Here is a 26,801-nt window from a genome sequence, read left to right as displayed (position 1 = left end):
CGTCGTGTCAGTGCTCCTATCGGGAGTTTTTGTCGCTGTGCGCGTTGTCGGCTTCAGACCGCGCTCACCACCAGCAGCGTGGTCATATGCTGGCCGCATGTGCGATAACGCCCGGTGAAGCACTGGCCTTGGCGCCAGCCTGCGTTCAAGGTGCGCGCTAGCCGGACCTGGAAACGGTCTGCGTCCACGGCGAAGACTTCGGCGTCCTGGCAGTCGAAATAGGCATTGACGCTGGGATAGAGTGCTTTGAAGAGGCTTTCCTTGGCTGAGAACACCAAGGTGACGAACCGCTGCCGAGCGCACGGCGCCAACGTTGCCGCCCAGCGCCTCTCTTCCGCGCGCAGCACGCTGGCGCTCACCTCGGCCACCGTAGCGGCGCACAGCAAGCGTTCGCAGTCGATGCCGAGCGCATGGACTTGATCGTTGCGAGCAACCGCAGCCAGGGCCAGGCCTTCGGCATGGCTGATCGAACCGACCAGCCCATGCGGCCATGCCGGCGCGCGCTGCGCGCCGATTGCCACTGGCGCGGGATTCACGCCGAGAGCGGCCATGGCGTCGGCGACGCACAGGCGGCCGGCTAGGAATTCGGCACGCCGTTTTGCGACGGCGCGTCGGATACCCGGCGGCTGCTCGATGCCGTAATGGCGGTACAGCGCGTCGCTAAAGGCCCGCAGCTCGTAATGGGTGGCGCGCAAAGCGACGTGGGCCGGCCCGAAAGCGTCGAAGCCGCTATCGGCTTGCAGAAAGCCGGCGGGCGGCTCAGCGTGCACCGCGGCGCTCAACGCGCATCCTCAACCTCGGCGTCGATCTCTTCGGCATGCTGGCCGTGCCAGAGCCGCGCATAGAGTCCCTGCTTGGCGAGCAGGGCGTCGTGGCAGCCGGACTCGACCAGCCGGCCTTGGTCCAGCACGAGGATCTGGTCGGCGTGGCGTATGGTGTTGAGGCGGTGGGCGATCATGATCACTGTCCTGCCCCGAGCCAGCCGCGACAGCGCCTGCTGGATCCGGTGCTGGGCTTCGGCGTCCACCGAGGCGGTGGCTTCGTCCAGCAGCAGGACGGGGGCATCACGCAGCAAGGCGCGCGCGATCGACAGGCGCTGGCGCTCGCCGCCGGAGAGCCGTTGCCCGCCTTCGCCGATGCGGGTGTGATAGCCCTCGGGCAGGGCCTGCGCGAATTCCTCGCAATAGGCTTGCCGGCAGGCCTCGATGACCGCCTCGTCGCTGGCGTCGGTGCGGCCGATGCGTACATTGTCAAGAAGGCTGCCGTCGAACAACTGTACGTCCTGGAACACCATGCCGATGCGCCGGTAAAGCGCCGCACTGTCGAGTTGGCGCAGATCGACGCCACCGAGCAGGATGCGGCCTTGTTGCGGATCGAAGAAACGCGCGATCAGGTGGGCCAGTGAGCTTTTTCCCGCGCCGGACGGGCCGACGATTGCGGTGAAGCTACGCTCGGGCACATGAAACGAAAGGGTTTGCAAGTGCCAACGCGACGCCCTGGCCGGCTGGGCATCTTGGTAGGCGAACTCGACTGCATCGAAGGTAATGTCATAGCCCGCCGGCAAGGCCAGCGGCGTTGTGTGGTCGGGCACGGCCTGCGGCAGCGGCGGCTGTTCGAGCACGGCCTGGATGCGGGCTTCGCTTTGCGCAGCGATGCGCAGCACGGTCAAGTAGACGGCAGCATCGAGCAGCGGGTCCAGTAGCTTGTAGGCGACGACGAGGGACAGGAACCAGTGCAGCGTCGGCAACGCGCTGGCACCGGCCAGGTAACCGCCGGTCAGCAGGAGCGCCACCAGTCCGCACTCCAGGCAGAGGCGATAGAGCTGGACTGGGCCTGCGCCCCAGGCCTCGGCGTCAATGCTGCTCTGGCGCATGCGTTCGAAATGGCGGTCGAGCCGGGCGAGCCACGGGCGGAACTGATTGAACAGCCGCAAGGTGACGATGCCGGTGACGTACTCGACCAGCAGCCCGGACGCTTCGCGGAATTGCTCCTGTTTGAGCCGTCCGGCGCGCAGGAACAGCGCGCGCGCGGCATTGAGCAGCCACAGCGCCAAGGGCAGCGCCAGCAGCAGGCAAGTGGCCAGGCGCCAGTCCAGCCAGGCCAGCGCCGCCAGACCGAGCAGGGGCACGACGAATGCCGTGACCAGATCGGCGGTGACGTGGGTGAAGATGCTTTCCACGTTCTTGATGTCAGCCGACAGCACTTCCGCCAATTGCCCGGCGCGCTGCTGCCGCAGGGTGTGCAAGGGCAGGCGCTGTACGGTGGCGAGCACATGCTCGCGATAGCCACCCATTAGCCGGTAAGCGCCCAGAAAGCAGCATAACTGGCCGACGTAGCCGCACAAACATTGCGCGGCGAGCGCCAGCAGCAACGCCAGGGCCAGCGCGCCGATGCTGGCCGGCTGCGCCGTGGGCGCGCCGCCGGCGACGGCGTCGCGGAACCAGGCGTAGCCGATCAGGAACGGCGTCAGCGCCAGCGCGCGTTCCAGCCCGCGCAAGCCAAGACCGAGATAGAAGGTGCGCGGCGAGGCGCCACTGAGCGCAACGACTCGCTGCAGCATGCGCAACAGGCCGGGCTCGGACTGGCGGGTGGAGGAGTTGGGGTCGTGCATCTCAGCCTCCCGCCGTGGCCGGCGCGGCCAGGTTGCCGGCATCTTGCGGGAGCAGCCGCCAGTCTTCGCTATCCAGATGGCGCCGCCACATGCCGCGGTACAGCAGATTGCGGTGCAAGAGCACCTGGTGGCGGCCGCAGTCCTGGACCCGGCCGTCCGCCAGCACCACGATTTGATCGGCCTGCGCCACAGCGTGCATGCGGTGGGCGACGATGAGAATGGTCTTGTCAGGATAGGTTTGGCGCAAGGCCTGGTAGAAACGGTGCTCGGTCAGGTTGTCGGCAAAGGCGGTGGCTTCGTCCAGCAGCAGGATGGGGGTGGCGGCCAGTAGCGCGCGGGCGACGGCGAGACGTTGGCGTTCGCCGCCGGACAGCGTCAGACCGCGTTCGCCCAACTCTGTATCGTAGCCGCTTGGCAGCGCCTGGATGAAGGCGTCGGCTTGGGCGACCCGCGCTGCCTGCCGCACTTCCTCGTCGCTGGCGTCGGTGCGCGCCAGGCGCAGGTTTTCCAGCAAGGTGCCCTGGAACAGAAAGGCCTCCTGGGTGGCGACACCGATCAAGAGGCAGCGCTGCGCATCGGACAGCGTGTCGAGCGCGATGCCATTGAGCGTGATCGTGCCCTGCGACGGCTGCAGAAGTCCGCCCAGCAAATGCACCAGCGTGGATTTGCCGGCGCCCGAGGGGCCGACCAGCGCCGTGACGCTACCCGCCGGCAACTGCAGGTCGACCGTGTGCAGCACCTGGCGCGTGCCATAGGCGCAGGACACGGCGCGCAGTTCGACGTTCAGCGGCGCCGGCAGCGCCTGCTCGGGCCCGGGGGCCGCGGTTGCCGCGTCCAGCAGCGGCAGGATGCGCCCCAGGCTGGTTCGCGCCGCTTGGAAGTCCGAGAAAAACTGGGTCAGCTTGAGCAGCGGCTTGAGCATGCCGGCGCCGAGCATCATCGCTAGCATCACGCCGGCCAGATCGATATGACCCTCTCGGTGCAACCAGGCGCCCAGCGGCAGAATCAGAAAAGCACTGGCGCTCAACAGGACCGTAAACAGCGACCAGCCGGGTACGGTTTTGTGGGTCACCTCGCGGATCAAGGCGTAATAGTCGTGCAACTGTTGACGCAGCTGCTCGAAGCGCGTGACGTCCTGATTAAAGGCCTTCATTACCGGCATATTGCGCACATATTCGACCAGGGTGGCATTGAGCGCTGCTTCGGCACGGGTGTAGCGCTCGAAGTGTGCGTTCATCCGGCGCAGCGGCAGCGCCGAGGCCAGCGCCGCTAGCGGCACCGTGGCCAGGGTGGCCAGCGCTAGCCGCCAGTCGGTCCAGAACAGCAGCAGCGCGACGCACAGCGGAGTGACCAGGGCGGCCAGCAGTTCCACCGTATGGTGGGCAATGAAGGATTCCAGTTGTTCGACGTCCTGCAGCAGAATGCGCTTGAGCTCGCCAGAGCGAAAGCTCTGCAAGTCGCGCAGCGGCAACCACGACAGGCGCCGCGCCAGTTGCTGCCGCAGGTAGGCTAGCAACTGGTAGGCGGCTTGGTGGCTGAGGGCGTAGGCGGCGGTGTAGCACAGATATTTGCCGAGCAGCGCCAGCGCCAGCCAGGCAGCCAACTGGTACAGCGCGCTGGCCGCAAGTGCGTCGTCGGCCAGCAGCGTCAGTGCGATGGCGCGGTACAGTATCCAGTAGGGTAGTAGCTCCAGGGCCGCAGCGGCCACCGTGAGCGGCAGGGCGGCGAGCAATCGTTTCTTTTCCGTGCTCGCCAGGCAAAGTAACCGGCGGAGGAGAGCGGCGGAGGTCGGCATCTTTGGGTTCTCGCGATAGGCGCAGGCAGGCCTGATGGGCTTGCAGGATTGATGCCGACCACTCTGGGCCAGCCGCTACAGGCCCGCTCCCCGCAACGGTAGTGCTAATGGCCGGATCAGGAATATTTGTTGCATCCGCACGTCGATTTGTCCGGCCGCGCAACTGTGTTTTCGGGGGATTCGCTCCGCTTTCGGGTAGCCGACCGACGGCCGCGACGACTAGGATGACCTTCCTTACGCTGAGAGAAGGACGTCGTCGATGAAGCGAATGCTGCAATGTGCTGCGCTGTTGGTCGCGCTGCTGGCTGTCGGGCCGGTGCTGGCCGACACGTTTCCTGTGCGCGTGCAGGACGGCCGCGGCAAGGCCGTAACTATCGTCAAGCAGCCGGCGAGGGTAGCCTCGGTCTCGGCCTTCGGTGCCGACCTGATGGGCGCCTTGGGCCGCGATGTAGTGGGCGTGTCCTCAATGGGCAATCAGAAGCCGGCCTTTCTTGGCCGCCATGTCGCCAAGGCGGTCGATCTGGGCACAGCCAACGAGACCAATATGGAAATGCTGGCGCAACTGGCGCCGGATCTGACCATCGGCATTCGCACCTACACGGAGATGTTCGAAAAGCAGTTCGAGGAGATCGGCGGCTTCCTGGCCTATGACCTTGTGACCTACGAGCAGTCCCGTTATGCCATCGCCTCGGCCGCAACGGCGGCCGGCTTCGCCGAGCAGGGGCGCCGCTTGAACGCCGACTTCGCGCAGCGGCTGAGCGAAGTCGGACGGCGCGCTCCTGGTGGGGCGTCCGCCATCTTCATCTGGCACTGGGCGGATACCCTGTGGGCACACTACGATCACCATATGACCGCCACGCTGATGCGGGCGCTGAAGGTCCGCAACGCGCTGGGGCCGAGTCCGCATCCACGGCAGATGAACCCACATGGCAAGGCGATCAGCATGGAGCAACTGCTGCGGCTCAATCCGGATTTTATCTTCTCATTCCAGGCCGGCGATGCGCCGATCCGCGCCCATCCGGTCTGGCCGCGCTTGCGGGCGGTGCAGCGAAGGCAGGCGTATCGCGTTGGCAATCAATATGCCGAGGTACACGGTCCGCTGGCGCGCGACATGGTGCTGCGGGAAATGGCGCACTTGTTGTATCCAGGCGTCTTTCCCCCGGTGCAAGACATTCCGGATGCGGCTCGGGCGCGGCCGCTGAGCTTCAGGGATTGAGCGGGATGGCTGTATTTTCGGAGGGCCTCGCCAGAGTCGCGTTGATGGCGGCAACGGCGGTGGCGCTGACCGTCGGCGCTGCCGTGCTGTCGTTGACCCACGGCGACGCCGTCGTGTCGCTGCCGCAATTGGCTGCGTTGTTGTGGCGGCCGGACGACTCTGCCGCTGGCTTCGTGTTGTGGGAGTTGCGCTTGCCACGCCTGCTGGCCGGCATTCTGGTCGGCGCGGCGCTTGGGATGGCCGGCGCGATCGCGCAGTCAGTCACGCGTAATCCGCTGGCCTCGCCGGATCTGCTCGGCGTCAGCGCTGGCGCCGCATTGACTATCGTTGTTGCCACCATATGGCTGCCGCTGTCGGTGGCGGGCATGGTGCTGGCGGGCATCGGCGGTGGCCTGCTGGCGGCGCTCATGACTATGCTGATCGCCTGGCGCGCTCGGCTCGATCCGATCCAGTTGACCTTGGCAGGCATGAGCGTGGCGATCCTTTGCTCGGCGGCGATCATGGTGGTTCTGGTGGTGGCGGCCAATGAAGCCAATGGCCTGTATTTCTGGTTGATCGGCGGCTTGGCGGACCGCACCTCCGCGCATCTGGCGCAGCTGTTTCCCTGGGTGGCGCTGGGTCTGGTGCTGGGCTTGCTGTTTTCCCGGCCTCTCAATGTCCTGATGCTGGATGACGCCGTCTGCCAGGCATTGGGCGTCAAGGTGTTGACTTGGCGCGTGCTGGCCGGACTGGCGGCGGTAATCCTGACGGCGGCCAGTGTGGCCGTGGCCGGGCCGATCGGCTTCATCGGCCTGATGGTGCCGCATATCGTGCGCCTCTCGGTCGGCCATGCAGCCAGCGACCACCGGGTGCTGTTGCCATTGGCCGCGCTGGTCGGCGCGGCGTTGCTGGCGTCGGCCGATGTCGTGGCAACGAGGCAGGACATACCAGTCGGCATTCTGATGGTGGTGCTGGGCGGGCCGCTGTTTCTGTATCTGATCGGTCGACGGGTGCGTTGACGATGACGGAGATCCGCGTAAAGGCTTTGTCTCGGCCACCAGCCTGGTCGGCTGGCCGCTACCCCTTCTGGCCGTTGATGGCGGCGCTGCTATTGGGACTGACGGCGCTGTTGCTGGCGGCGCTCGCTTTTGGTTCAGTGGCCCTGCCCATCGAGCAAATTTGGGCCGGCCTGACCCGGCCGGCTGCTGAGGCGCCGCTGGCCCACCACTTGGTCTGGCGCTTGCGTTTGCCGCGCAGCTTGCTGGCGCTGATGGTGGGTGCGCAGTTTGCATTGTCCGGGTTGTTGTTGCAGACCGTGATCCGCAATCCGCTGGCCGACCCGGGCGTGATGGGCGTCTCGGCCGGCGCCAGCCTGTTCGTGGTGGGTTTCATTTTGTGGCTGGATGCCTTGAAGCTGGTGGCAAGCGCCCAGGCGCATTTCGAATTGTCCATCGGCATGCTGCCCTTTGTCGCCATAGCCGGCGCGGTGTCGACCGCGCTGTTATTGCTGGGTTTGAGCTGGCGCCACCGGCTTCATCCACTACGCATGGCTTTGTACGGGGTGGCGTTGGGCGCCATGTTGAACGCGGCGGTGATGTGGGTGGTGGTGGGCTGGGGCGGCGGGCGCACGGAAATCACCCTGCTGTGGCTGAGCGGCAGCCTTTATGGGCGCGATGTCGAACATATCGCGGTGCTGTTGCCCTGGCTGGGCGTCGGCGTGCTGGGCGTGGTCGTGGTGCTGCGGCCGCTGGCCGTGCTGCGCTTTGACGACGACATGGCAAGGTCGCTAGGCTTGGCGGTGCGCCGCTGGCGGCTGGCGGCGGTGCTTGTGGCGGTTGTATTCGCCGCCAGCGCGGTGGCGGTAGCCGGGCCGGTAGGCTTTGTCGGCCTGGTGGTGCCGCATTTAGCGCGGCAGTTGGTCGGTGGCGAACTGCGCTTCCTCGCACCGGCCAGTGCCGTGTGCGGGGCCGGCCTGATGCTCGCGGCCGACCTGATGGGGCGCGTCTTGTTTGCGCCGCTGGAGCTGCCGGCCGGCGCGCTCACCACCTTGATCGGCGTGCCGGTGTTCTTGACACTGTTGCAGCGACAGAGTGGGAGGTGTCCATGATTCTGCAAGCCACGGCATTGCAATTGGGCTATGGCCGGCACGTGGTGGTGCGGCCCACTTCGCTGACGTTGGAGCCGGGCCGGATCACCTGTCTGATCGGGCCCAATGGCTGCGGCAAATCCACGCTGCTGCGCGGTCTGGCCGGGATGCTTGCGCCGCAGGCAGGGCAGGTCTCACTGGACGGGCGGGCGTTGTCCGCCTGGCCGGCCGCAGCGCTGGCGCGGGCCATGGCAACACTGCCGCAGTCGCCCTCCGCGCCGGACGGGTTGTCCTTGCAGCAACTGGTGCGATATGGTCGCTATCCACATCATGGCTTGCTCGGCGGCTGGTCGCGGGACGATCAGACAGCACTGGATTGGGCGCTCGAGGCCACCGGCCTACGTCGCTTGCGTGAGCGCGATATCCGGACACTATCCGGCGGAGAACGTCAGCGCGCTTGGATCGCCATGGCGCTGGCGCAGCAATCCGCCTGGCTGCTCCTGGACGAGCCGACCACGTTTCTGGACATCGGCCATCAGATCGAAATACTGAGCCTGTTGCGCGCGCTCAATCGCGCCTACGGCCTGACCATTGTCATGGTCTTGCACGACCTGAACCAAGCCAGTCAGTTCGCAGATCGCCTGCTGGCGATGCAGGCCGGCCGCCTTGTCGCCGACGGTGCGCCGGACGCGATGGTGTCGCCCGAGCTGGTGCGCCAATTGTTCGGCATCGAGGTCGAAATCGTGCGGCGCCAGGATGGCGACGAAATCTATCCCTATTGCCTGCCGGCGCATTCCGCCGCGCGCGTGCCGGCAGGGGCTTAGCGTCGCGGCGCAGTTTTCCTTCCATCACGCATTTCCCGTTGGGGCAACGCGCGCGCCGCCATCCCTTCGACGTCGATCGAACATTGCGGCGCCGATTCAAAATCCCGATGCGGCCATTTCAATCCCGTTTCGAGTATTTGCTGGTAGCGAGAATCATTACTATTTGCGCATGGCGAATGCACGCCATCGGCCGCGATCGGCCAACGGTGACTTAACGGTCGCGGCACAGACCCGCAGGCAAGGCACGGCGGTGCTCGGCGCGGCGGCGAAAGGAGAGTAGTAATGATGATCAGGGATTTCACGCCTTGGCCCGAAGTCGAATGCCGTCGTTTTGAACAGGCTGGCTACTGGCAGCCGCAGACATTGGGCGAATGGCCGCAGCACTGGGTGGACAAATACGGCGACTGCACCGCCCTGGTCGAGGGCGACCACCGCTTGTCGTATCGGCAGTTGGCGCTCAAGGTTACGCACCTGGCTGCCGGCTTGCACCAGTTGGGGATAGGCAGCGGCGACAGGGTGCTGGTGCAACTGCCGAACGGCGTTGCTTTCGTTGCGGTCTGCTTTGCCTTGTTTCGCCTTGGCGCGATACCGATCCTCGCCATGCCGGCGCACAGAAAAAACGACATCGCGGCCCTGTGCACGCTGGCCGAGCCGTTCGCCTACATCTTCAAGGATCATTTCCTCGGCTTTGACTATTCGGCGCTGGCGCGCGAAGTGGCCGCCAGCCAGCCGACGCTGGCCCACCTCATCGTCGACGGCGAGGGCGGCGCCGACACCGCACTGAGCGCCATCGAAGCGGACGGCGCTTGCGCGCCGAGCTTGTTGCCGCCGCTACCGTCGCACCGCGATGTCGCGCTTTTGCTGCTGTCGGGCGGCACCACCGGAACGCCCAAGCTGATCCCGCGCACGCATGCCGACTATAGCTATAGCGCTCGCGCCTCTGCCGCCTTGTGCAGGCTGACGCCGGCCAGCGTCTACCTGGCGGCTTTGCCGGTGGCGCATAATTTTCCGCTGGCCTGCCCGGGCGTGTTCGGCACCTTGTCGGTCGGCGGCACCGTAGTGCTGGCGCATACGCCGGGGCCGGACGAGTGCTTCGCGCTGATTGCGCGCGAGCGCGTCAGTTTCACGGCGCTGGTGCCGCCATTGCTGCAGGCCTGGCTGGAGGCGCGCGAGTGGGATAGCGCCGACCTGTCCAGCCTCGCGTTCCTGCAGGTGGGCGGCGCGCGCTGTGAGCCGGCGCTGGCGGCTCAGGTAGCGCCGGGCTTCGGCTGCCGTACGCAGCAGGTGTTCGGCATGGCGGAAGGGTTGCTGTGCTATACCAGGCTCGACGACAGCGACGAGGTGGCACTGCATACCCAGGGGCGGCCCTTGTCGCCGGACGATGAGATTCGCATTGTCGATGCGCGCGGGCAAGACGCCGGGCCTGGTGAGGTGGGTGAGTTGCTGACTCGCGGACCCTATACCTTGCGCGGCTACTATCGCGCGCCCGAGCACAATGCCGGTGCTTTCACCGCTGACGGCTTCTACCGGTCAGGCGATCTGGCTCGCATGACGCCGCAAGGCAATCTGGTAGTCGCCGGGCGGATCAAGGAGCAGATTCAACGCGGCGGCGAAAAGATCGCCGTCCCGGAAGTCGAGCAAGCGCTGTGCCGCCATCCCGAGATCCGCGGCGCGGTCCTGGTCGCCGTTCCGGACGAACGCATGGGTGAACGCAGCTGCGCCTTTCTGCTTGCCGGCGAACGGCATTTCAGTGTCTGCGAGATCAGCGCCTTCCTGCTGCGCGAGGGGCTGCCGCAGTACAAATGCCCGGACCAGATCGCGCACATCGCCGCCTGGCCGCTGACCCCGATCGGCAAAGTCGACAAACAGCGGCTGCGCGTCCTGGCGCAGCGGCCGGCCGAGGAAACGGTCGAAGGCGCTTCCGGCGCGCTGTTTGAGGCCGCCCGCTACATGCAGCGTGAAGTGGCGATCAGCACGGAACCGCTGGTCCTGGCCGCCGCCATCGCGCAGGCCGGCTGGGCCGATGACTATGCAATTTATGAACGTCACGGTGAGTGGTCGTTGGGGCTGGGCGTCGCCGCTACCGTGCACGCCGATGCGGCCGGCGTGCACGTCCGGCATGGCGATCTGCAGCGCACCTGGCCTGGCGCACAGCCGTGCGAGAACATGGGAACGGCGCTTGCTGCTATCGGCATCGAAGGCTGGCGGGCATATGGTTGCGCTGATTTCGAGTTGGCCGACGCGATCTATGGCATCGGCGCCCCGTCGCTGGACGCGCCGCTATTGCAGTTGTTCATCCCACGCCAGGAAATCCGCTTGCGTCAGGGGACAGCCTTGCTCAGAAGCCTGGACGGCGCTCGCTTGCCGGACTTGGCCGACAAGCTGGCCGCGCTGGATCGCCAATGCATCCACGCGCCACCGGTATCCGGTGCTGGACGGAGCAGGCTCGCTGCGCCTGTCGCCAGCCATGATGCGCAGCGCTATCTGGGCCAGGTCAGCGATGCGCTGGCCGAGATTCGCGCCGGCCGCTATCAAAAGGTCATCCTGTCGCGAAAGGTGCCGGTGTGGGGCGACGTCGATCTGATCGCCAGTTACCTGTTCGGGCGCCGCCATAACACGCCAGCGCGGTCCTTCGTGTTGCAGCGCACGGCGTTGACGGTGGTGGGCTTCAGTCCAGAAACGGTCGTGGAAGTCAACGCTGCCGGCGAGGTCAGCACCCAACCGCTGGCCGGCACCCGATCGCGGGGCACGGGGCCGGACGACGAATGCCGCTTGCGGCATGAACTGGAAAACGACATCAAGGAGATTGCCGAACATGCAGTATCGGTCAGGCTGGCGGCGCAGGAACTGGCGTCGGTCTGCCTACCTGGCTCCGTGGTCGTGAGTGAGTTCATGACAGTGCGCGCGCGCGGCACGGTGCAGCATTTGGCCTCTCGCGTAAAGGCGCAGCTTCCGGCCGGCTGCAGCGCCTGGAGCGCCATGCAGGCGCTGTTCCCGGCGGTGACGGCTTCGGGTATTCCGAAGCGGGAAGCCATCGACGCCATCCACCGGCTGGAGGCGGATGGGCGCGGTCCCTATAGCGGCTGCATCCTGATCGCGGACTGCGACGGCAGTCTGGATGCGGCGCTGGTGTTGCGTTCGCTGTACCAGCGGCGCCAAGAGACCTGGCTGCAGGCCGGGGCCGGCATCGTCGCTCACTCCACGCCGGAGCGCGAGTTGGAGGAGACGATAGAGAAGCTAAACAGCGTCGCGCAGTACCTGATAGCCGCAGCTCTGCCGGCCCAGCTGCCAGCGGAGGCTCGCCGCGACGCGACGCTGCAGGAGGGCTGCTGATGTCCGACCCGAATCTTTTGGCGCCAGCGGCGCAGGCGACCCGGGCGGCAGTGCGCAAGCAGGTGTTGGATTTGCTTGGGCAGGCGCAGACGCCGGTAGCGGACGACGACGATCTACTCGGGCATGGGTTGGCATCCTTGCACATCATGCAGTTACTCAACCGTTGGCGACGCTCAGGCGCGGCATTGACATACGCGCAATTGATCGAGTGCCCCACCATCGCGGGCTGGTCAGCGCTGCTGGCGCCAAGCGGTAGCTTGCAACAGTCGGTTTGCCTTTCCGAGGAGCGGCGCTAGTGAATACACAGCAGAAGAATGACGGCGGTCAAGCGCAGTGGCGCAAGGCTGCACTCGGCGCCCAAGTGCGGGCTTTGCTGCCCGATCCCGATGTGCGACTAGCCGGCGATGACAACCTGATTTCGCTTGGACTGGATTCGCTCAGTGTCATGCGCCTGGCCAGCGGCTGGCGACGGGCGGGCGCTGCCGTGACCTTCGCCGACTTGATCACGGAACCGACGCTCAATGCGTGGTGGCGATTGCTGCTACCGGTGGCGGCACCTGGCGTTGTCGAAGCACCTGCCGCCAGCGCGGCCGTGGTCACCGGTAGCGGCACCGACGGTCAGCCGTTCGCATTGACCGATGTGCAGCACGCATACTGGATCGGCCGGCAAGACGGCCAGGCACTGGGCGGTGTCGGCTGCCACGCTTATCTGGAACTAGACGGCGACGGCGTCGATGCGCACCGGCTGGAGGTAGCCTGGCATCGGTTGCTGGCGCATCACGCAATGCTGCGCACCTGTTTCACCGAGGATGGACAGCAGCGCACAGAAGGGTTCGTCAGTCGCCCGACGCTGCCGGTACACAATTTGCGCGGGCAAAGCCCAGCGGCGGTCGAGGCCGCGCTGGCAGATATCCGCCAGCACTTGTCGCATCGGAGGCTAGCTGTCGAGCGCGGTGAGGTAATGGGCATGACCCTGAGCCTGCTGGACGCGGGTCGAACCCGCCTGCATTTCGATATCGACTTGCTGGTTGCGGATGTGCAGAGCTTGCAGATCATTCTGCGCGATCTGGCTGCCGCCTATGCACGCGAGGCGCGCCCGGCCGCAAATCCGGATTGGCGTTTCGGGCCGTATCTGGCTCAGGAGAACGCATGCCGGCAGGCGGAAGGACAAGACGCCGGCACCTATTGGCAGCGCCGGCTCGCCACTTTGCCGGGCGCGCCGGGCTTGCCTTTGCGCACGGAAAAGCTCGCCGTGCCACGCTTCTCACGTCGCGAACATAGGCTGTCACCGGCTTGCTGGCAAGCCTTGCGCCGCCACGCCGCCGCGCATCGGGTAACGCCGGCCATGCTGTTGCTGACCGCCTATGCGGAGGTGCTGGCGTGCTGGAGTTCAACGCCGCGCTTTCTGGTCAACGTGCCGTTGTTCGACCGGCAGGCAGGGCAGCCTGGCATTGATGAGGTAGTCGCCGACTTCACTAATCTGTTGTTGCTTGAAGTCGATTTTTCCGCGCCGCAGTCGTTCCTGGCGCGGGTGCGCCAAATTCAGGCGCAAGCGCATGCCGATATCGCGCACGCGGCCTATTCCGGCGTGCGGATACAGCGCGACCTGGCCCGGCAGGGGCAAGGCGGCGGCGTGGCTGCGCCGGTGGTGTTCGCCTGCAATCTGGGCACGCCGCTGATCAATGCCGAATGCCGTTCGACGCTCGGTCAGCTTGGCTACATGATTTCGCAGACGCCCCAGGTTTGGCTCGATCACCAGGTCTATGATCTTGACGGCGGCGTGCTGCTGGCCTGGGACGCGGTCGACGCACTGTTTCCCGATGGCGTGCTCGACGCCATGTTCGCGGCCTATGTCGGCCTGCTTGACTGGCTGGTGCAACAGGACGGCGCGTGGGAGCAGCTTGCGCCGGCATTGCTGCCGCCGACCCAGGCGGCGGCGCGGCAGGCGGCCAATGCGACGCGGCGCGAACTGGGTGAGCGCGTGCTGCATGCCGAGGTCTTCGCCCGGGCTGCGCTCCAGCCGGAAAGGGTGGCGCTGATCGCCGGCGACGGCACTGTGCTCAGTCACGGGGAACTGGCGCGACGGGCCTTGCAGGTGGCCGCTTGGCTGATGGCTAAGGGTTTGACTCCAGGCATGCCGGTGGCGGTGAGCCTGCCGCGCGGCGTGGAGCAGGTGGTTGCGGTGCTCGGCATCCTGGCAGCTGGCGGCTGCTATGTGCCGATTGGCATCGGCCAGCCGGCCAGCCGGCAGGCGCGCATGCACCGCGCGGCGGGGGTGAAACTGGTGCTTTGCAGCCGGACGCATTGGCCGCAGCTGACGGCGGACAGTGAGGTGGCGCGGCTGGACATCGCAGCGGCGGCGGACTGCGTGCCACTGGCGAGGCCGGTCGACGCTTCCGCGCAGCAGACCGCGTACGTCATCTTCACCTCGGGCTCCACCGGCGAACCGAAAGGGGTGGAAATCGCACACCGGGCTGCGGCCAATACAGTAGTCGACATCAACGCGCGCTACGGCGTCGATGCCGACAGCCGCGCGCTAGCGGTGTCGGCGCTGGACTTCGACCTGTCGGTCTACGACCTGTTCGGCGTGCTGGGAGCGGGCGGCTCGCTGGTGCTGGTCGATGAGGCACACAGCCGCGATGCGGCGGCGTGGCTGGAACAGGTGAAACGGTACGACGTGACGCTGTGGAATTCGGTGCCGGTGCTGCTCGACATGCTGCTGACGGTGGCAGGTGCCGAGCAGCGCTTGCCCTTGCGCCAGGTGCTGTTGTCGGGCGACTGGATCGGTCTGGATCTGCCGCGGCGGCTGCGGGACGCTTGCGGTGGTGAGGCCAGACTGATCGCGCTGGGCGGGGCGACGGAAGCCTCGATCTGGTCGAACGCGTTCGAGGTGAAGGGCGAGCTGCCGGCGCACTGGACCTCGATCCCCTATGGCAGGCCGCTGGCCAATCAGCAGTACCGGGTGGTCGATGCACAGGGCCGGGATTGCCCGGACTGGGTGGCCGGCGAATTGTGGATAGGCGGCACCGGGGTAGCCCAAGGGTACTGCAACGAGCCGGCGCTGACGGCGCAGCGCTTCGTGAGCCATGACGGCGAACGCTGGTACCGGACCGGCGATCGGGGCCGCTACTGGTCGGACGGCACGCTGGAATTCCTGGGCCGGCAAGACCACCAGGTAAAGGTACGCGGTCACCGCATCGAGTTGGGCGAGATCGAGACGGCGATGACGGCGCAGGCTGGGGTGGCGCAAGCGGTGGTGGTGACGGTGGGCCAACCGGCGGTACTGGCGGCGGCCGTGGTGCCGGCGTCGTCGCCGGCCGAATCCGAGACCTTCCTGACCGCCTTGCGGCAGCAGCTGGGACAGGTCTTGCCCGATTTCATGATACCGGCATTGCTGCTGATGCTGGATGCGCTGCCCTTGAGCGCCAACGGCAAAGTCGACCGCCAGCAGATCCGTCAACAACTGGAGGCGCGGCGCCACGGCGGCGCATTGCCGTTGACGCCGCCGCAAGGCGAGCGAGAGCAACAGGTCGCGTCGCTGTGGCAAAGCCTGCTGCAGTTGGAGCGGGTCGGGCGCGAACAGAGCTTCTTCGCGCTGGGCGGCGACAGCCTGCTGGCCACGCAGGTGATAGCGCGCCTCAAGCAGATGGGCCTGGGGTCGGCGCAAGGATTGCGCATGCTGTACGCGCGGCCGGTGCTGGCCGATTTTGCGGCGCAACTCAAGCCGATAGCCACGGAGACTGAGCGCGTTATCGTGGCCGAGCTGCAGCAGCGGCATGCACCGTTCCCGTTGACGGAAGTGCAGCGCGCCTATTGGCTGGGGCAGTCTACCGGGCTACCGTTGAGCTGCGGCACCCATTATCTGGTGGAGCTGGACGGCCACGAGGTCGATCTGACGCGGCTGGAGTGGGCTTGGAACCAGTTGGTGCTGAGGCATGAGATGCTGCGCGCGGTCGTCGACGAGGACGGCCGGCAACGGATCCTGGCTACTGTGCCGCAAACTGAGATCCAGACGCAGGAGATCGAGCAGGGTGGCGCAGCGCAGGCGCAGGCGTGCCTGCATCTTTGCTGGGAGAGTCAGAGCCGGCAGCGGAGCGACTGGCCGCTGTTCAGTCTGCATGCGGTGCGCTATGACGGCGAGCGCTGTCGCATCGGCCTGTTTTTCGATTACATGATGCTGGACGGATTCAGCATCAAACTGCTGCTGGATCAATTGACGGCGCTCTATCGCGATCCGCGGATCATCATCGCCGCGCCGGATCTGTCTTTCCGGGACTACGTCAACCAGGCGCGCCCCGAACCGGAAGCGCTAGCGCGGGCCGAAGCCTACTGGCGTGGGCGGCTGGAGGCATTGCCGCTGGCGCCGGTGCTGCCGCTGGCGCGCGATCCGCAGTCGCTTGCCGAGGTCCGCTTCCAGCGCCGCCAGACGGTGTTGCCGGCGGCGCACTGGCGGCGCCTGCGCCAGCGAGCTCGCGCGCAAGACATCACGCCTTCGGTACTGTTGTTGACCGTCTACGCGCATGTGCTGTGTCGATGGAGCGGCGGCGCGGCGCACACCTTGAACCTGACTCTGTTTGACCGCCAGCCGGTGCATCCCGATATTGACCGGGTGTTGGGTGACTTCACCTCCCTGGCGCCGGTGGCCTTCCACCCGCGCGCCGACGCCAGCCTGCTGCAACAGGCGCGCAATACGCAGCATGAAATCGCGGCGGCTATGGAGCATCGCGAAATCTCCTCGCTGTGGATACAACGAGAGCGCAGCCGGCAGACGGATCTGGTTAGCGCGGCGCTGCCGGTCGTGTTCACCAGCATGCTGGGACCGGAGGGCAGGTTGTTCGAGCATGCCGAAGCCGGTCAATTGGAACTGGTGGCCGGCGGCGGCCTGTCAGAAACGCCGCAGGTGTGGCTGGATCACCAGCTATATGAACACCGGGGTGAATTGGTGCTGACTTGGGACGCCGTCGACGCGCTGTTCCCGGAAGGAGTGCTCGATCAGATGTTCGCCGCCTATCGGGAGGCGTTGCTGCAGTTGCCCGATAGCGATTGGGATGGGCCGCTGGCGCTACCGCTGCCGGCGGCCCAGGCCGCGGTGCGGCAGATGGCCAATGCGACGCGGCGCGAACAGCGCGAACGCCTGCTACACGACGACATCTTCACCGAGGCTCTGCGCCAGCCGGAACGGGTGGCGCTGATCGCCGGCGACGGCGCGGTGCTTAGCCGCGGGGAACTGGCGCGGCGGGCCTTGCAGGTGGCGGCCGGGCTGGTGGCACAGGGCGTGATGCCGGGCACGCCGGTGGCTGTAAGCCTGCCGCGCGGCGTGGAACAGGTGGTGGCGGTGTTGGGCATCCTGGCAGCTGGCGGCTGCTACGTGCCGATTGGCATCGGACAGCCGGGCAGCCGGCAGGCGCGCATGCACCGCACGGCAGGGGTAAAACTGGTGCTGTGCAGCCGAGTGCATTGGTCACATTTGCTGTCGGAGAACGATGCGGAGCATCCCGTTGCGCTGCTCGACATCGTAGAGGCAGGCGATTGCACGCCGTTGGCAGCACCAGTGGTTGTGTCGGCTCAGCAGCCTGCCTACATCATCTTCACCTCGGGTTCCACCGGAGAACCCAAGGGCGTGGAAATCACCCACCAAGCGGCAATCAATACGGTCGACGACATCAATGCGCGCTACGGCGTCGATGCCGACAGCCGTGGGCTGGCGGTGTCGGCGCTGGACTTCGACCTGTCGGTCTACGACCTGTTCGGAGTTCTGGGAGCGGGCGGTTCGCTGGTGCTGGTCGATGAGGCACACAGCCGCGATGCGGCGGCGTGGCTGGTACAGGTGAAACGGTACGACGTGACGCTGTGGAATTCGGTGCCGGTGCTGCTGGACATGCTGCTGACGGCGGCAGGTGCCGAGCAAAGCTTGTCCTTGCGGCAGGTGCTGTTGTCGGGCGACTGGATCGGGCTGGATCTACCGCGGCGGCTGCAGGCGGCTTGCCGCGGCAAGGCGCAACTGGTGGCCCTGGGCGGAGCGACTGAAGTGTCGATCTGGTCGAACGCGTTCGAGGTGAAGGGCGAGCTGCCGGCGCACTGGACCTCGATCCCCTATGGCAGGCCGCTGGCCAATCAGCAGTATCGGGTGGTCGATGCGCAGGGCCGGGACTGCCCGGACTGGGTGGCCGGCGAATTGTGGATAGGCGGGTCGGGCGTGGCGACGGGCTATCGGAGAGCGCCCGAATTGACGGCGCAACGCTTCGTAAGCCATGGCGGCGAACGCTGGTACCGGACCGGAGACCGGGGCCGCTACTGGTCGGACGGCACGCTGGAGTTCTTGGGCCGGCAAGACCATCAAGTCAAAGTTGGCGGTCACCGCATCGAGTTGGGAGAGATCGAGGCGGCGCTGACGGCGCAGGCCGGGGTAGCGCATGCGGTGGCCGTGACGCTGGGTCAGCCGGCGGTATTGGCGGCAGCGGTTGTGCCGGTGTCACTGCCAGTGGGGTCCGATGCGTACCTTGCCGCTTTGCGGCAGCAATTGAGCTTGTCCCTACCCGACTACATGATGCCGGCATTGCTGCTGACGCTGGATGCGCTGCCCTTGAGCGCGAACGGCAAAGTCGACCGCCAGCAGATCCGTCAGCAACTGGAGGCGCGGCGCCACGGCGGCGCATTGCCGTTGACGCCGCCGCAAGGCGAGCGAGAGCAACAGGTCGCGTCGCTGTGGCAAAGCCTGCTGCAGTTGGAGCGGGTCGGGCGCGAACAGAGCTTCTTCGCGCTGGGCGGCGACAGCCTGCTGGCCACGCAGGTGATGGCGCACCTCAAGCAGATGGGCCTGGGGTCGCCGCAAGGCTTGCGCATGCTGTACGCGCGGCCGGTGCTGGCCGATTTCGCGGCGCAACTCGAGCCGATAGCTACGGAGACTGAGCGCGTTATCGTGGCCGAGCTGCAGCAGCGGCATGCACCGTTCCCGTTGACGGAAGTGCAGCGCGCCTATTGGCTGGGGCAGTCTACCGGGCTACCGTTGAGCTGCGGCACCCATTATCTGCTGGAATTGGATGGCCGCGAGATGGATCTGACGCGGCTGGAGCGGGCTTGGGACCAGTTGGTGCTGAGGCATGAGATGCTGCGCGCGGTCGTCGACGAGGATGGCATGCAAAGGGTGCTGGAGCAGGTGCCCAGCGTTAGGGTCACGCGGGAGCAGACAGAGGCAGCCAATGAAGCCGATGCCCAAAGGCGCTTGCTGCAGGTCTGGGAGTTGCGAAGCACAAACCTTGTCCACTGGCCGCTGTTCAGCTTGCATGCGGTGCACTATGGCGATCGGCGTTGCCGGCTGGGGCTAATGTTCAACTATATGGCGCTGGATGGCTACAGCGTCAAATTGCTGTTGAACGAACTGAGTGTCTTGTATCGGGATCCGGCAACCGCCTTGCCGCCAGTGGGGATTGCGTTCCGGGACTATGTCAACCAGGTGCGCCCCGAACCGGAAGCACTTGAGCGGGCTGAAGCCTATTGGCGCGAGCGGCTGGAGGCATTACCGCTGGCGCCGGCCCTGCCACTGGCGCGTGATCCGCAGACGTTGCCTGAGGTGCGGTTCCAGCGTCGCAGCGCACGCGTGGCAGCGCAGGCCTGGCAGCGCTTGCGTGAACAAGCTCGGCGGCACGGCATCACGCCCTCGGTGCTGGTGCTGACCGTCTACGCGCATACGCTGAGTCGATGGAGCGGAGGGGCCGCGCTGACCTTGAACTTGACCCGTTTCGATCGTCAGCCGGTGCATCCTGATATCGACAGAGTGTTGGGCGACTTCACCTCGCTAGCGCCGGTGGCTTTCCATCCGCATGCCGAGGCCAGCCTGCTGCATCAGGCGCGCACCATGCAGAGCGAGATTGCCGAGGCCTTGGAATACCGGGAGGTCTCCTCCGTCTGGGTGCAGCGCGAACGCGGCAAGCGCGTCGGCATCGCAGCCGCGGCCTTGCCGGTCGTGTTCACCAGCACGCTCGGCATCGCCGACAGCTTGTTCGATGAGGCCTTGCCCGCGGGCTTCCCCGATCTGGCCGGTGGCGGTCTGTCGGAAACGCCGCAGGTCTGGCTGGATCATCAAATGTACGAACACCGCGGCGAACTGCTCTTTTCCTGGGACGTGGTCGAGGATCTGTTCCCTCCGGGAATGATGGACAGCCTGTTCGGTGCTTTTGTCCAATTACTGGCGCAGTTGCCCGACAGCGACTGGGACGCACCACTCGTGCCGCTGCTGCCGGCGGCCCAGGCCGCGGCGCGGCGGGCGGCCAATGCGACACGGCACGAACAGCGCGAACGCCTGCTACACGACGACATCTTCACCCAGGCTCAGCGCCAGCCGGAACGGGTGGCGCTGATCGCCGGCGACGGCGCGGTGCTTAGCCGCGGGGAACTGGCGCGGCGGGCCTTGCAGGTGGCCGCGTGGCTGGTGGCACAGGGCGTGACGCCGGGCATGCCGGTGGCGGTGAGCCTGCCGCGCGGCATGGAACAGGTGGTGGCTGTGCTGGGCATCCTGGCAGCTGGCGGCTGCTACGTGCCGATTGGCATCGGCCAGCCAGGCAGCCGGCAGGCGCGCATGTACCGCACGGCAGGGGTAAAGCTGGTGCTGTGCAGCCGAGCGCATTGGCCGCTGTTGCCGTCGGCGAACGATGCGGGGCATCCCGTTGCGCTGCTCGACATCGTAGAGGCAGGCGATTGCACGCCGTTGGCAGCACCGGTGGGAGTGTCGGCGCAGCAGACCGCGTACATCATCTTCACCTCGGGCTCCACCGGCGAACCGAAAGGGGTGGAGATCGCGCACCGGGCGGCGGCCAACACGATAGACGATATCAATACGCGCTACGGCGTCGATGCCGATAGCCGCGGGCTGGCGGTGTCGGCGCTGGACTTCGACCTGTCGGTCTACGACTTGTTCGGGGTGTTGGGTGCGGGCGGCTCGCTGGTGCTGGTCGACGAGGTGCACAGCCGAGACGCGGCGGCGTGGCTGGAACAGGTGATGCGGTACGGCGTGACGCTGTGGAATTCGGTGCCGGTGCTGCTGGACATGCTGCTGACAGCGGCCGGTCCCGAGGCGCGCAGCTTGCCGCTGCGGCAAGTGCTGTTGTCAGGCGACTGGATCGGTCTGGATCTGCCGCGGCGGCTACAGGCGGCCTGCGGCAACGAGGCCAGACTGGTCGCGCTGGGCGAAGCGACGGAAGCGTCGATCTGGTCGAACGCGTTCGAGGTGGAGGGCGAATTGCCGGCGCACTGGACCTCGATCCCCTATGGCCGGCCGCTGGCCAATCAGCAGTACCGGGTGGTCGACGCGCAGGGCCGGGATTGCCCGGACTGGGTGGCCGGGGAACTGTGGATAGGCGGCACCGGATTAGCTCAAGGGTATCGCAACGAGCCCGAGCTGACGGCGCAGCGCTTCGTGAGCCATGACGGCGAACGCTGGTACCGGACCGGCGATCGGGGCCGATACTGGCCGGACGGCACGCTGGAGTTCCTGGGCCGGGAAGATCACCAAGTGAAGGTGCGCGGTCACCGCATCGAGTTGGGAGAGATCGAGACGGCGCTGACGGCGCAGGCCGGGGTGGTGCAAGCGGTGGCGGTGACCGTGGGCCAGCCGGGGGTATTAGCGGCAGCGGTTGTGCCGGCGTTGCCGCCGGCGGAGCCTGATACCTTCCTGGCCGCCTTGCGGCAACAGCTGGGACAGGCCTTGCCTGACTACATGGTGCCGGCATTGCTGCTGACGCTGGATACACTGCCCTTGAGCGCCAACGGCAAGGTCGACCGCGGACAGATCCGCCAGAGGTTGGAGCAGGGCGCCGACGCTGAGATCCATTATCAGCCACCGCTCGATGCCTTGGAGGCGGAAATTGCTGCCGTTTGGACGACGGTACTTCTGCGGGAGCGCGTCTCGCGCGACGATGATTTTTTCGCCATTGGCGGCGATAGCCTCAGCGCCACTCGGATCGTAGCGCTACTACAGCAAGGTCGGTTGGCCGCAGAGCCGGTAACGCTGCGCCTACTGTTCTCCTATCCCAGCATCGCCGCGCTGGCTGCGCAGATCCGCGGGCAGTGGCAAGCCCTGGGTGTGTCCGAGGGTGGTGACCTGATATTCGAGGAGGGCGCACTATGAGCGTGGCAAACAAGCGAGCCGAGGAAGACCTAGCGGTGCTCCTGTCAGGGCTGCGGTCCCAGGGCGTGCAGCTGTGGCAGGAAGACGGCCAACTGCGTTTCAAGGCCCCGGCTGGGGTGCTAACCGAGGCGTTGCGCCAGCGGCTTAAGCGCCATAAGGCAGCATTGCTGCAGCACTTGTCTACGCCACTGGTCGCGCACGCTGCGGCGCGCTTCGATCCGTTTCCGCTCACCGATCTGCAACTGGCCTATCTAGTGGGTCGCGGCAATCTGTATGAATTCGGTGGCGTAGGCTGCCACTGCTATATCGAACTGGAAGTACCGCAGCTGGACGCCGCTCGTCTGGAGCGGGCTTGGCACCAACTGATCCAGCGCCACGATATGCTACGCGCCGTGGTCTCGCCGGCCGGCCACCAACGGGTATTGCGACAAGTGGCGCTGCCGCCGTTGCGATTAGACGATTGGCGCGGCGCAACTGACGCGCAGGCCCAGGCCGGGTTGGCGCAAACGCGGGAGGCCATGGGCCAACGCTGCTATCCCCCTGATCAATGGCCGTTGCACGAGCTGCGGCTAAGCCACCAGGGCGAGATTTCCATCCTGCATTTTTCCATGGATCTCTTGGTCGCGGACTTTGCCAGCATCCAGATTCTGCTCAACGAATTAGGGAAGCTCTATCGCGATCCGGAACTGAAGCTGGAACCGCTGGCCATCACCTACCGCGATCTGCTGCTGGCGCAACAACAGGCGAAGGCCGATGCGCAGACTACGGCCGCTAGCGGGAACGACCGGCGTTACTGGTTGGAGCGCATCGCGAGTGGCTTTCCGCCGCCGCCTGAGCTGCCGGTATTGAGCAAGGAGGAGCGTGCCGCTGCACCGATATCGGCGGTGGCTTTCGGCCGCCTGCATTTCGCCTTGCCCGCAGCGCAATGGAAAAGCCTGCGTACCAAAGCCGCGCGCGGTAAGCACACGGCCTCGGGCGTGGTCTTGGCGGCTTTCGCCGAAACCGTGGCGCGCTGGTCGCGACACGGGGAGTTCTGCATCAATCTGACCTTGTTGAACCGGCCTGCGTTACACCCCGACGTCAACCGCGTGGTCGGTGACTTCATTGCAGTCAATGTGTTGGCGGTGTCGCTGGACGCGCAGGCGACATTTGCTGAGAGAGTCACCCAGTTGCAGCAGCGATTGTTGCAGGACATGGAGCACACGGGCTTTACCGGGATAGACGTGCTGCGTGAGCTCAGCCAGCGCCACGGCAGCCAGGTGATGGTGCCGGTGGTGTTCACCAGCACCGTAGGCGTCAAGGGCGAGGGGTTGGACGGTGGCGATTTCATGCAAGGCGCGAGCCTGCGTTATGGCATCACCCAGACGCCACAGGTCTGGCTGGATTGCCAGGTGACCGAGCGCGGCGACAGCTTGCAGGTGGATTGGGACATCCGCAACGGCGTTTTCAAGCCTGGGACGGTCGAGTCGGCGTTCGACGCGTTTTGTGGATTGCTAAGGCAGTTGGCCGATGACGATGACATCTGGCATACGCCCCATCCCATCACCTTGCCGAGAGAGATGCTGGCGGCGCGCGTTGCTACCAATTACGGCGCGGCACCGTTGCCAATGGATGGCCTGCATAGCGGCTTCTGCCGCAGCGCGCTGGCGCGACCCGAGACCGTCGCGCTGATCGCCGATGGACAGGCATTGAGTTACGGTGAGCTGGCCGCCTGGGCCTCGCGGCTGTGCCATCGCTTACGGCAGGCTGGCTGCGCTGCCGGTGCGCCGCCGGTAGCGATCGTGATGGACAAAGGAGCCGGCCAGATCGCAGCCATCCTGTCCGCGTTGCTGGCCGGCGTCGCCTACCTGCCTATTGATGGCACGCAGCCGCCGCTGCGCCGCAACCGCATGCTCGCCGATGCCGGCGTGCGCTGGGTTCTGACCGACGCCGCGCGCATGGCAGAAGACTGGCCTGCGACGCTGCGATGCATCAGTGTCGAACGGTCGGAGGACGGCGCTACAGCGGCCCCACAGGAATCCCTGCTGGCCGGTTGCATGGCCGGTGTGGCGGAGCAACCCGCCTACATCTTATACACCTCCGGCACCACTGGGCAGCCCAAGGGCGTGGCCATCAGCCATCGCGCCGCGCTGAACACGGTGCGCGATATCAATCGGCGCTTCGCCGTCGGGCGCGGCGACAAAGTGCTGGGACTGGCCCATGCCCACTTCGATTTGTCGGTCTGGGACATATTCGGCAGCTTTGAAGCCGGGGCGACGCTGGTGCTGCCGCAGGCGCGGCTGCGCAATGATCCTGCGCACTGGGTCGAACTGATTGCTGCGTGTGGGGTGACGCTCTGGAACTCGGTGCCCGCGCAGATGCAGATGCTGATGAGCAGCCTGGAGCGCGAGTCGGGGCCTGTGCTGCCAAGCCTGCGGCTGGCCATGCTGTCCGGCGACTGGATTCCCGTATCTTTGCCGGACGCGGTGCGGGCGCGCTGCCCCGGTATTCAACTGGTCGGCCTGGGCGGGCCGACCGAGACTGCCATCTGGTGCGTGTGGCATCCGATCGGTGAGGTGGCGCCCGGCAGCGTCAGCATTCCATATGGCAGGCCTTTGAGCAATCATCGCTTGGCCATTCTCAACGAGCGCTTGGAAGCGTGCCCGGATTGGGTGGCCGGGGAAATGTACATCGGCGGCGCTGGCTTGGCGATTGGCTATGTCGGCGACGAGGCGCGCACCCGCGAGTGTTTTATCCGGCACCCACTGAGTGGCGAGCACTTGTATCGCTCCGGCGATATCTGTCGCTACCGGTCAGATGGCGTGATCGAAATCCTTGGGCGGGAGGATAGTCAGGTCAAATTGCTCGGCCATCGCGTGGAACTAGGGGAAGTCGAGGCAGCGTTTCTGGCCCAGGACGGGGTCAGGCAGGCTGTGGCCGTGCTACGGGACGGGCCTGCGCTGGCCGCGGCGATCGTATGGCGTCAGCCGCCGCAGGAAGACGACGACCAGCAGACCGCCATCGCGCGCGTGAAGGCCGGAGTTGCTGCGCGGCTGCCAGACTACATGGTGCCGGCACAGATCCAGCCGGTGGCGGCCATACCCTTGAGCATCAATGGCAAGATCGATCGTGCCGCTTTGCGCCAGCTGCTGGCCCAGGCGCCGGTCGCCGCAGACAGCGTCTATGAAGCGCCGCGCGACAGTGGCGTGGAACCGGCGCTGGCTGAGATTTGGCAGGACTTGCTCGGCTTGGCGCGCGTCTCGCGCAACGACGATTTCTTCCAGGTCGGCGGCTCGAGCCTGTCAGCCATCACGTTGCTGAGCAAGTTGCTTGCCAAGAATTTCGCGGTCGATGTCGAGCTGATCTTCGGCAATCCGGTGTTTCATCAAATGGCGCAAGCACTGGAGCGCTCGAAGGTGCAGGAGCGCGCGTTCATCGATGGCATATGCCTGGATGATATCGCCGCTGCCTCGCTCGCCGATCTGGGGACGGCACTGCCTTGTGATTCAGGGCACGGCCTGCGCCACGTACTGCTGACGGGTGCCACCGGCTACTTGGGCATTCACACGCTGGTGGCCTTGCTGGCGGACACAGACTACACCGTGCATTGTCTGGTGCGTTGCCAGGATGCAGAGCAGGGCAGGCAACGCTTGCAGCACGCCGCCGAACAGAAGGGGCTGCAGCTCGACGCGCGCAATCCGCGCATCCACCTGGTCAGCGGCGACGTCGTGCAAGACCGGCTGGGGACTGACGAGAGCGCCTATCGGATGCTGTGCGAGGACGTGGACTGCATCATCCACGGCGCGTCGATGATTAATCTGATGGACCCGCTTGCGCGCCTGTATCCGACCAATGTGCTGGGCGCCGCCCGCATAATCAGTCTGGCCGCAACGAGCCGGGTCAAGCCGGTGCACTACATTTCAACTATCGCTGTGCATCATGCCTTGCCCAGCGAAACAGTCGAACCTGTGCCGGAGTCGACGCCGGCGACGCAAGCCTGGCGCGATATCACGCTGACTTACGAGCAGTCGAAGACGATGGCCGAGCAGCTGTTTTATCGTGCCAGGGCGGCCGGCCTGCCAGTCAGCATCCTGCGGCCGGGAACCATTACCTGGGACAGCGGCCTGTATGGCGGTCGGCGCGACGCAGACAGGGTCTTCATCAATGACGATGCGTTCCTGAAGTTCTATCGCGCCTGCCAGGCGATCGCGGCGTATCCGCGCTCGTCGCTAAGCATCAATATGGTTCCTGTCGATTACGTGGCCAAGTGCATCGCCTGCATTGTCCGTTCCGAACCGTTGTCGAGTGAGAACTATCACCTGGTTTCGGAGCGCAGCGTGCCGGTCGACGACGTCTACGACATTCTCACGCAGATGGGCGCGCAACTGGTGCCGCTGCCGTTCCCCGAGTGGAAAGCGCGCTTGCGTGACAGCTTTGTCGAAGGCTTTGTCAATCTGTACTTTAGGGACGGCATGGGCAACGGCGGCCATCACCAATATGGCAGCGACGCCTTGCGGCGAGTGTTGATGCCCCATGGCGTTGCCGGTTTTTCGGTCAGCCGCGACTACTTGCGCATACTGCAGAAGCATTGCCCTGAGTCCTAGAGCGTAGAGCGGCATATCTGCCTATGAATACGCTCATGAAGGAAATGCGACCGCCTGTCTCGCAGGCTGATCGCCACCGGCGGGCCTGCTGGCAACAGTGGGTGCCGGGCCAGTGCCATGGCAACGCCCACGCCATCATTCCCGGCTGGACCAGCGCTCGCCGCCGCGGTGTTTGTCCCCCTGGCACATGCACCCATCTGCTCACCCCCCGTCGCCGTTTCGGAATAGGTTAATCTTCCGCGCAGATGACC

General features: G+C 65.9%; 11 protein-coding genes. 8 read left to right on the top strand and 3 right to left on the bottom strand.

Annotated elements, in window-relative coordinates:
• Window positions 1-53: 53 nt before the first annotated feature.
• From AC07XB_RS03050 to AC07XB_RS03040, 3 genes are read right to left on the bottom strand one after another with little or no spacing between them, the layout of a single operon-like run.
• Window positions 54-782 (bottom strand): 4'-phosphopantetheinyl transferase family protein, encoded by a 729-nt coding sequence (locus AC07XB_RS03050; protein WP_492826265.1) that lies wholly within the window; start codon window positions 780-782, stop codon window positions 54-56.
• A complete protein-coding gene (locus AC07XB_RS03045; protein WP_492826263.1) occupies window positions 779-2,611 on the bottom strand; it encodes an ABC transporter ATP-binding protein in 1,833 nt (610 codons plus the stop codon). Before AC07XB_RS03045 ends, AC07XB_RS03050 begins: the two co-directional genes overlap by 4 nt.
• 1 nt (window position 2,612) lies before the next feature.
• On the bottom strand, window positions 2,613-4,343 hold the full coding sequence (locus tag AC07XB_RS03040) for an ABC transporter ATP-binding protein (RefSeq protein WP_492372525.1): 1,731 nt from the start codon (window positions 4,341-4,343) through the stop codon (window positions 2,613-2,615).
• Window positions 4,344-4,665: 322 nt separating this feature from the next.
• On the opposite strand from AC07XB_RS03040, the gene AC07XB_RS03035 reads away from it, so the two are divergent.
• The 8 genes from AC07XB_RS03035 (at window position 4,666) to AC07XB_RS03000 (ending at window position 26,550) form a co-directional block, all read left to right on the top strand.
• Window positions 4,666-5,622: an ABC transporter substrate-binding protein gene (locus tag AC07XB_RS03035; protein ID WP_492372526.1), complete on the top strand. Its 957-nt coding sequence runs from the start codon at window positions 4,666-4,668 to the stop codon at window positions 5,620-5,622.
• A gap of 59 nt (window positions 5,623-5,681) precedes the next feature.
• A complete protein-coding gene (locus AC07XB_RS03030; RefSeq protein WP_492372527.1) occupies window positions 5,682-6,620 on the top strand; it encodes a FecCD family ABC transporter permease in 939 nt (312 codons plus the stop codon).
• Window positions 6,621-6,622: 2 nt separating this feature from the next.
• Complete coding sequence (locus AC07XB_RS03025; RefSeq protein WP_492387163.1) at window positions 6,623-7,708, top strand: FecCD family ABC transporter permease; 1,086 nt, start codon at window positions 6,623-6,625, stop codon at window positions 7,706-7,708.
• A complete protein-coding gene (locus tag AC07XB_RS03020) occupies window positions 7,705-8,511 on the top strand; it encodes an ABC transporter ATP-binding protein (RefSeq protein WP_492808469.1) in 807 nt (268 codons plus the stop codon). Before AC07XB_RS03025 ends, AC07XB_RS03020 begins: the two co-directional genes overlap by 4 nt.
• A gap of 282 nt (window positions 8,512-8,793) precedes the next feature.
• The gene (locus AC07XB_RS03015) at window positions 8,794-11,844 is read left to right on the top strand and encodes a salicylate synthase (RefSeq protein ID WP_492826259.1); all 3,051 of its coding nucleotides are present in this window, start codon (window positions 8,794-8,796) and stop codon (window positions 11,842-11,844) included.
• Complete coding sequence (locus AC07XB_RS03010) at window positions 11,844-12,140, top strand: phosphopantetheine-binding protein (protein ID WP_492808467.1); 297 nt, start codon at window positions 11,844-11,846, stop codon at window positions 12,138-12,140. Before AC07XB_RS03015 ends, AC07XB_RS03010 begins: the two co-directional genes overlap by 1 nt.
• Window positions 12,140-21,967 (top strand): amino acid adenylation domain-containing protein, encoded by a 9,828-nt coding sequence (locus AC07XB_RS03005; protein ID WP_492826257.1) that lies wholly within the window; start codon window positions 12,140-12,142, stop codon window positions 21,965-21,967. Before AC07XB_RS03010 ends, AC07XB_RS03005 begins: the two co-directional genes overlap by 1 nt.
• Window positions 21,964-26,550, top strand: coding sequence for a non-ribosomal peptide synthetase (locus AC07XB_RS03000; protein ID WP_492808463.1), 4,587 nt, complete (start codon window positions 21,964-21,966; stop codon window positions 26,548-26,550). Before AC07XB_RS03005 ends, AC07XB_RS03000 begins: the two co-directional genes overlap by 4 nt.
• The last annotated feature ends 251 nt before the right edge of the window (window positions 26,551-26,801 follow it).

This window comes from Cupriavidus sp. GW821-FHT02F09, assembly GCF_059421605.1.
The sequence above is the reverse complement of the archived record's forward strand: the minus strand, read 5'-3'. Positions and strand labels throughout refer to the sequence as shown.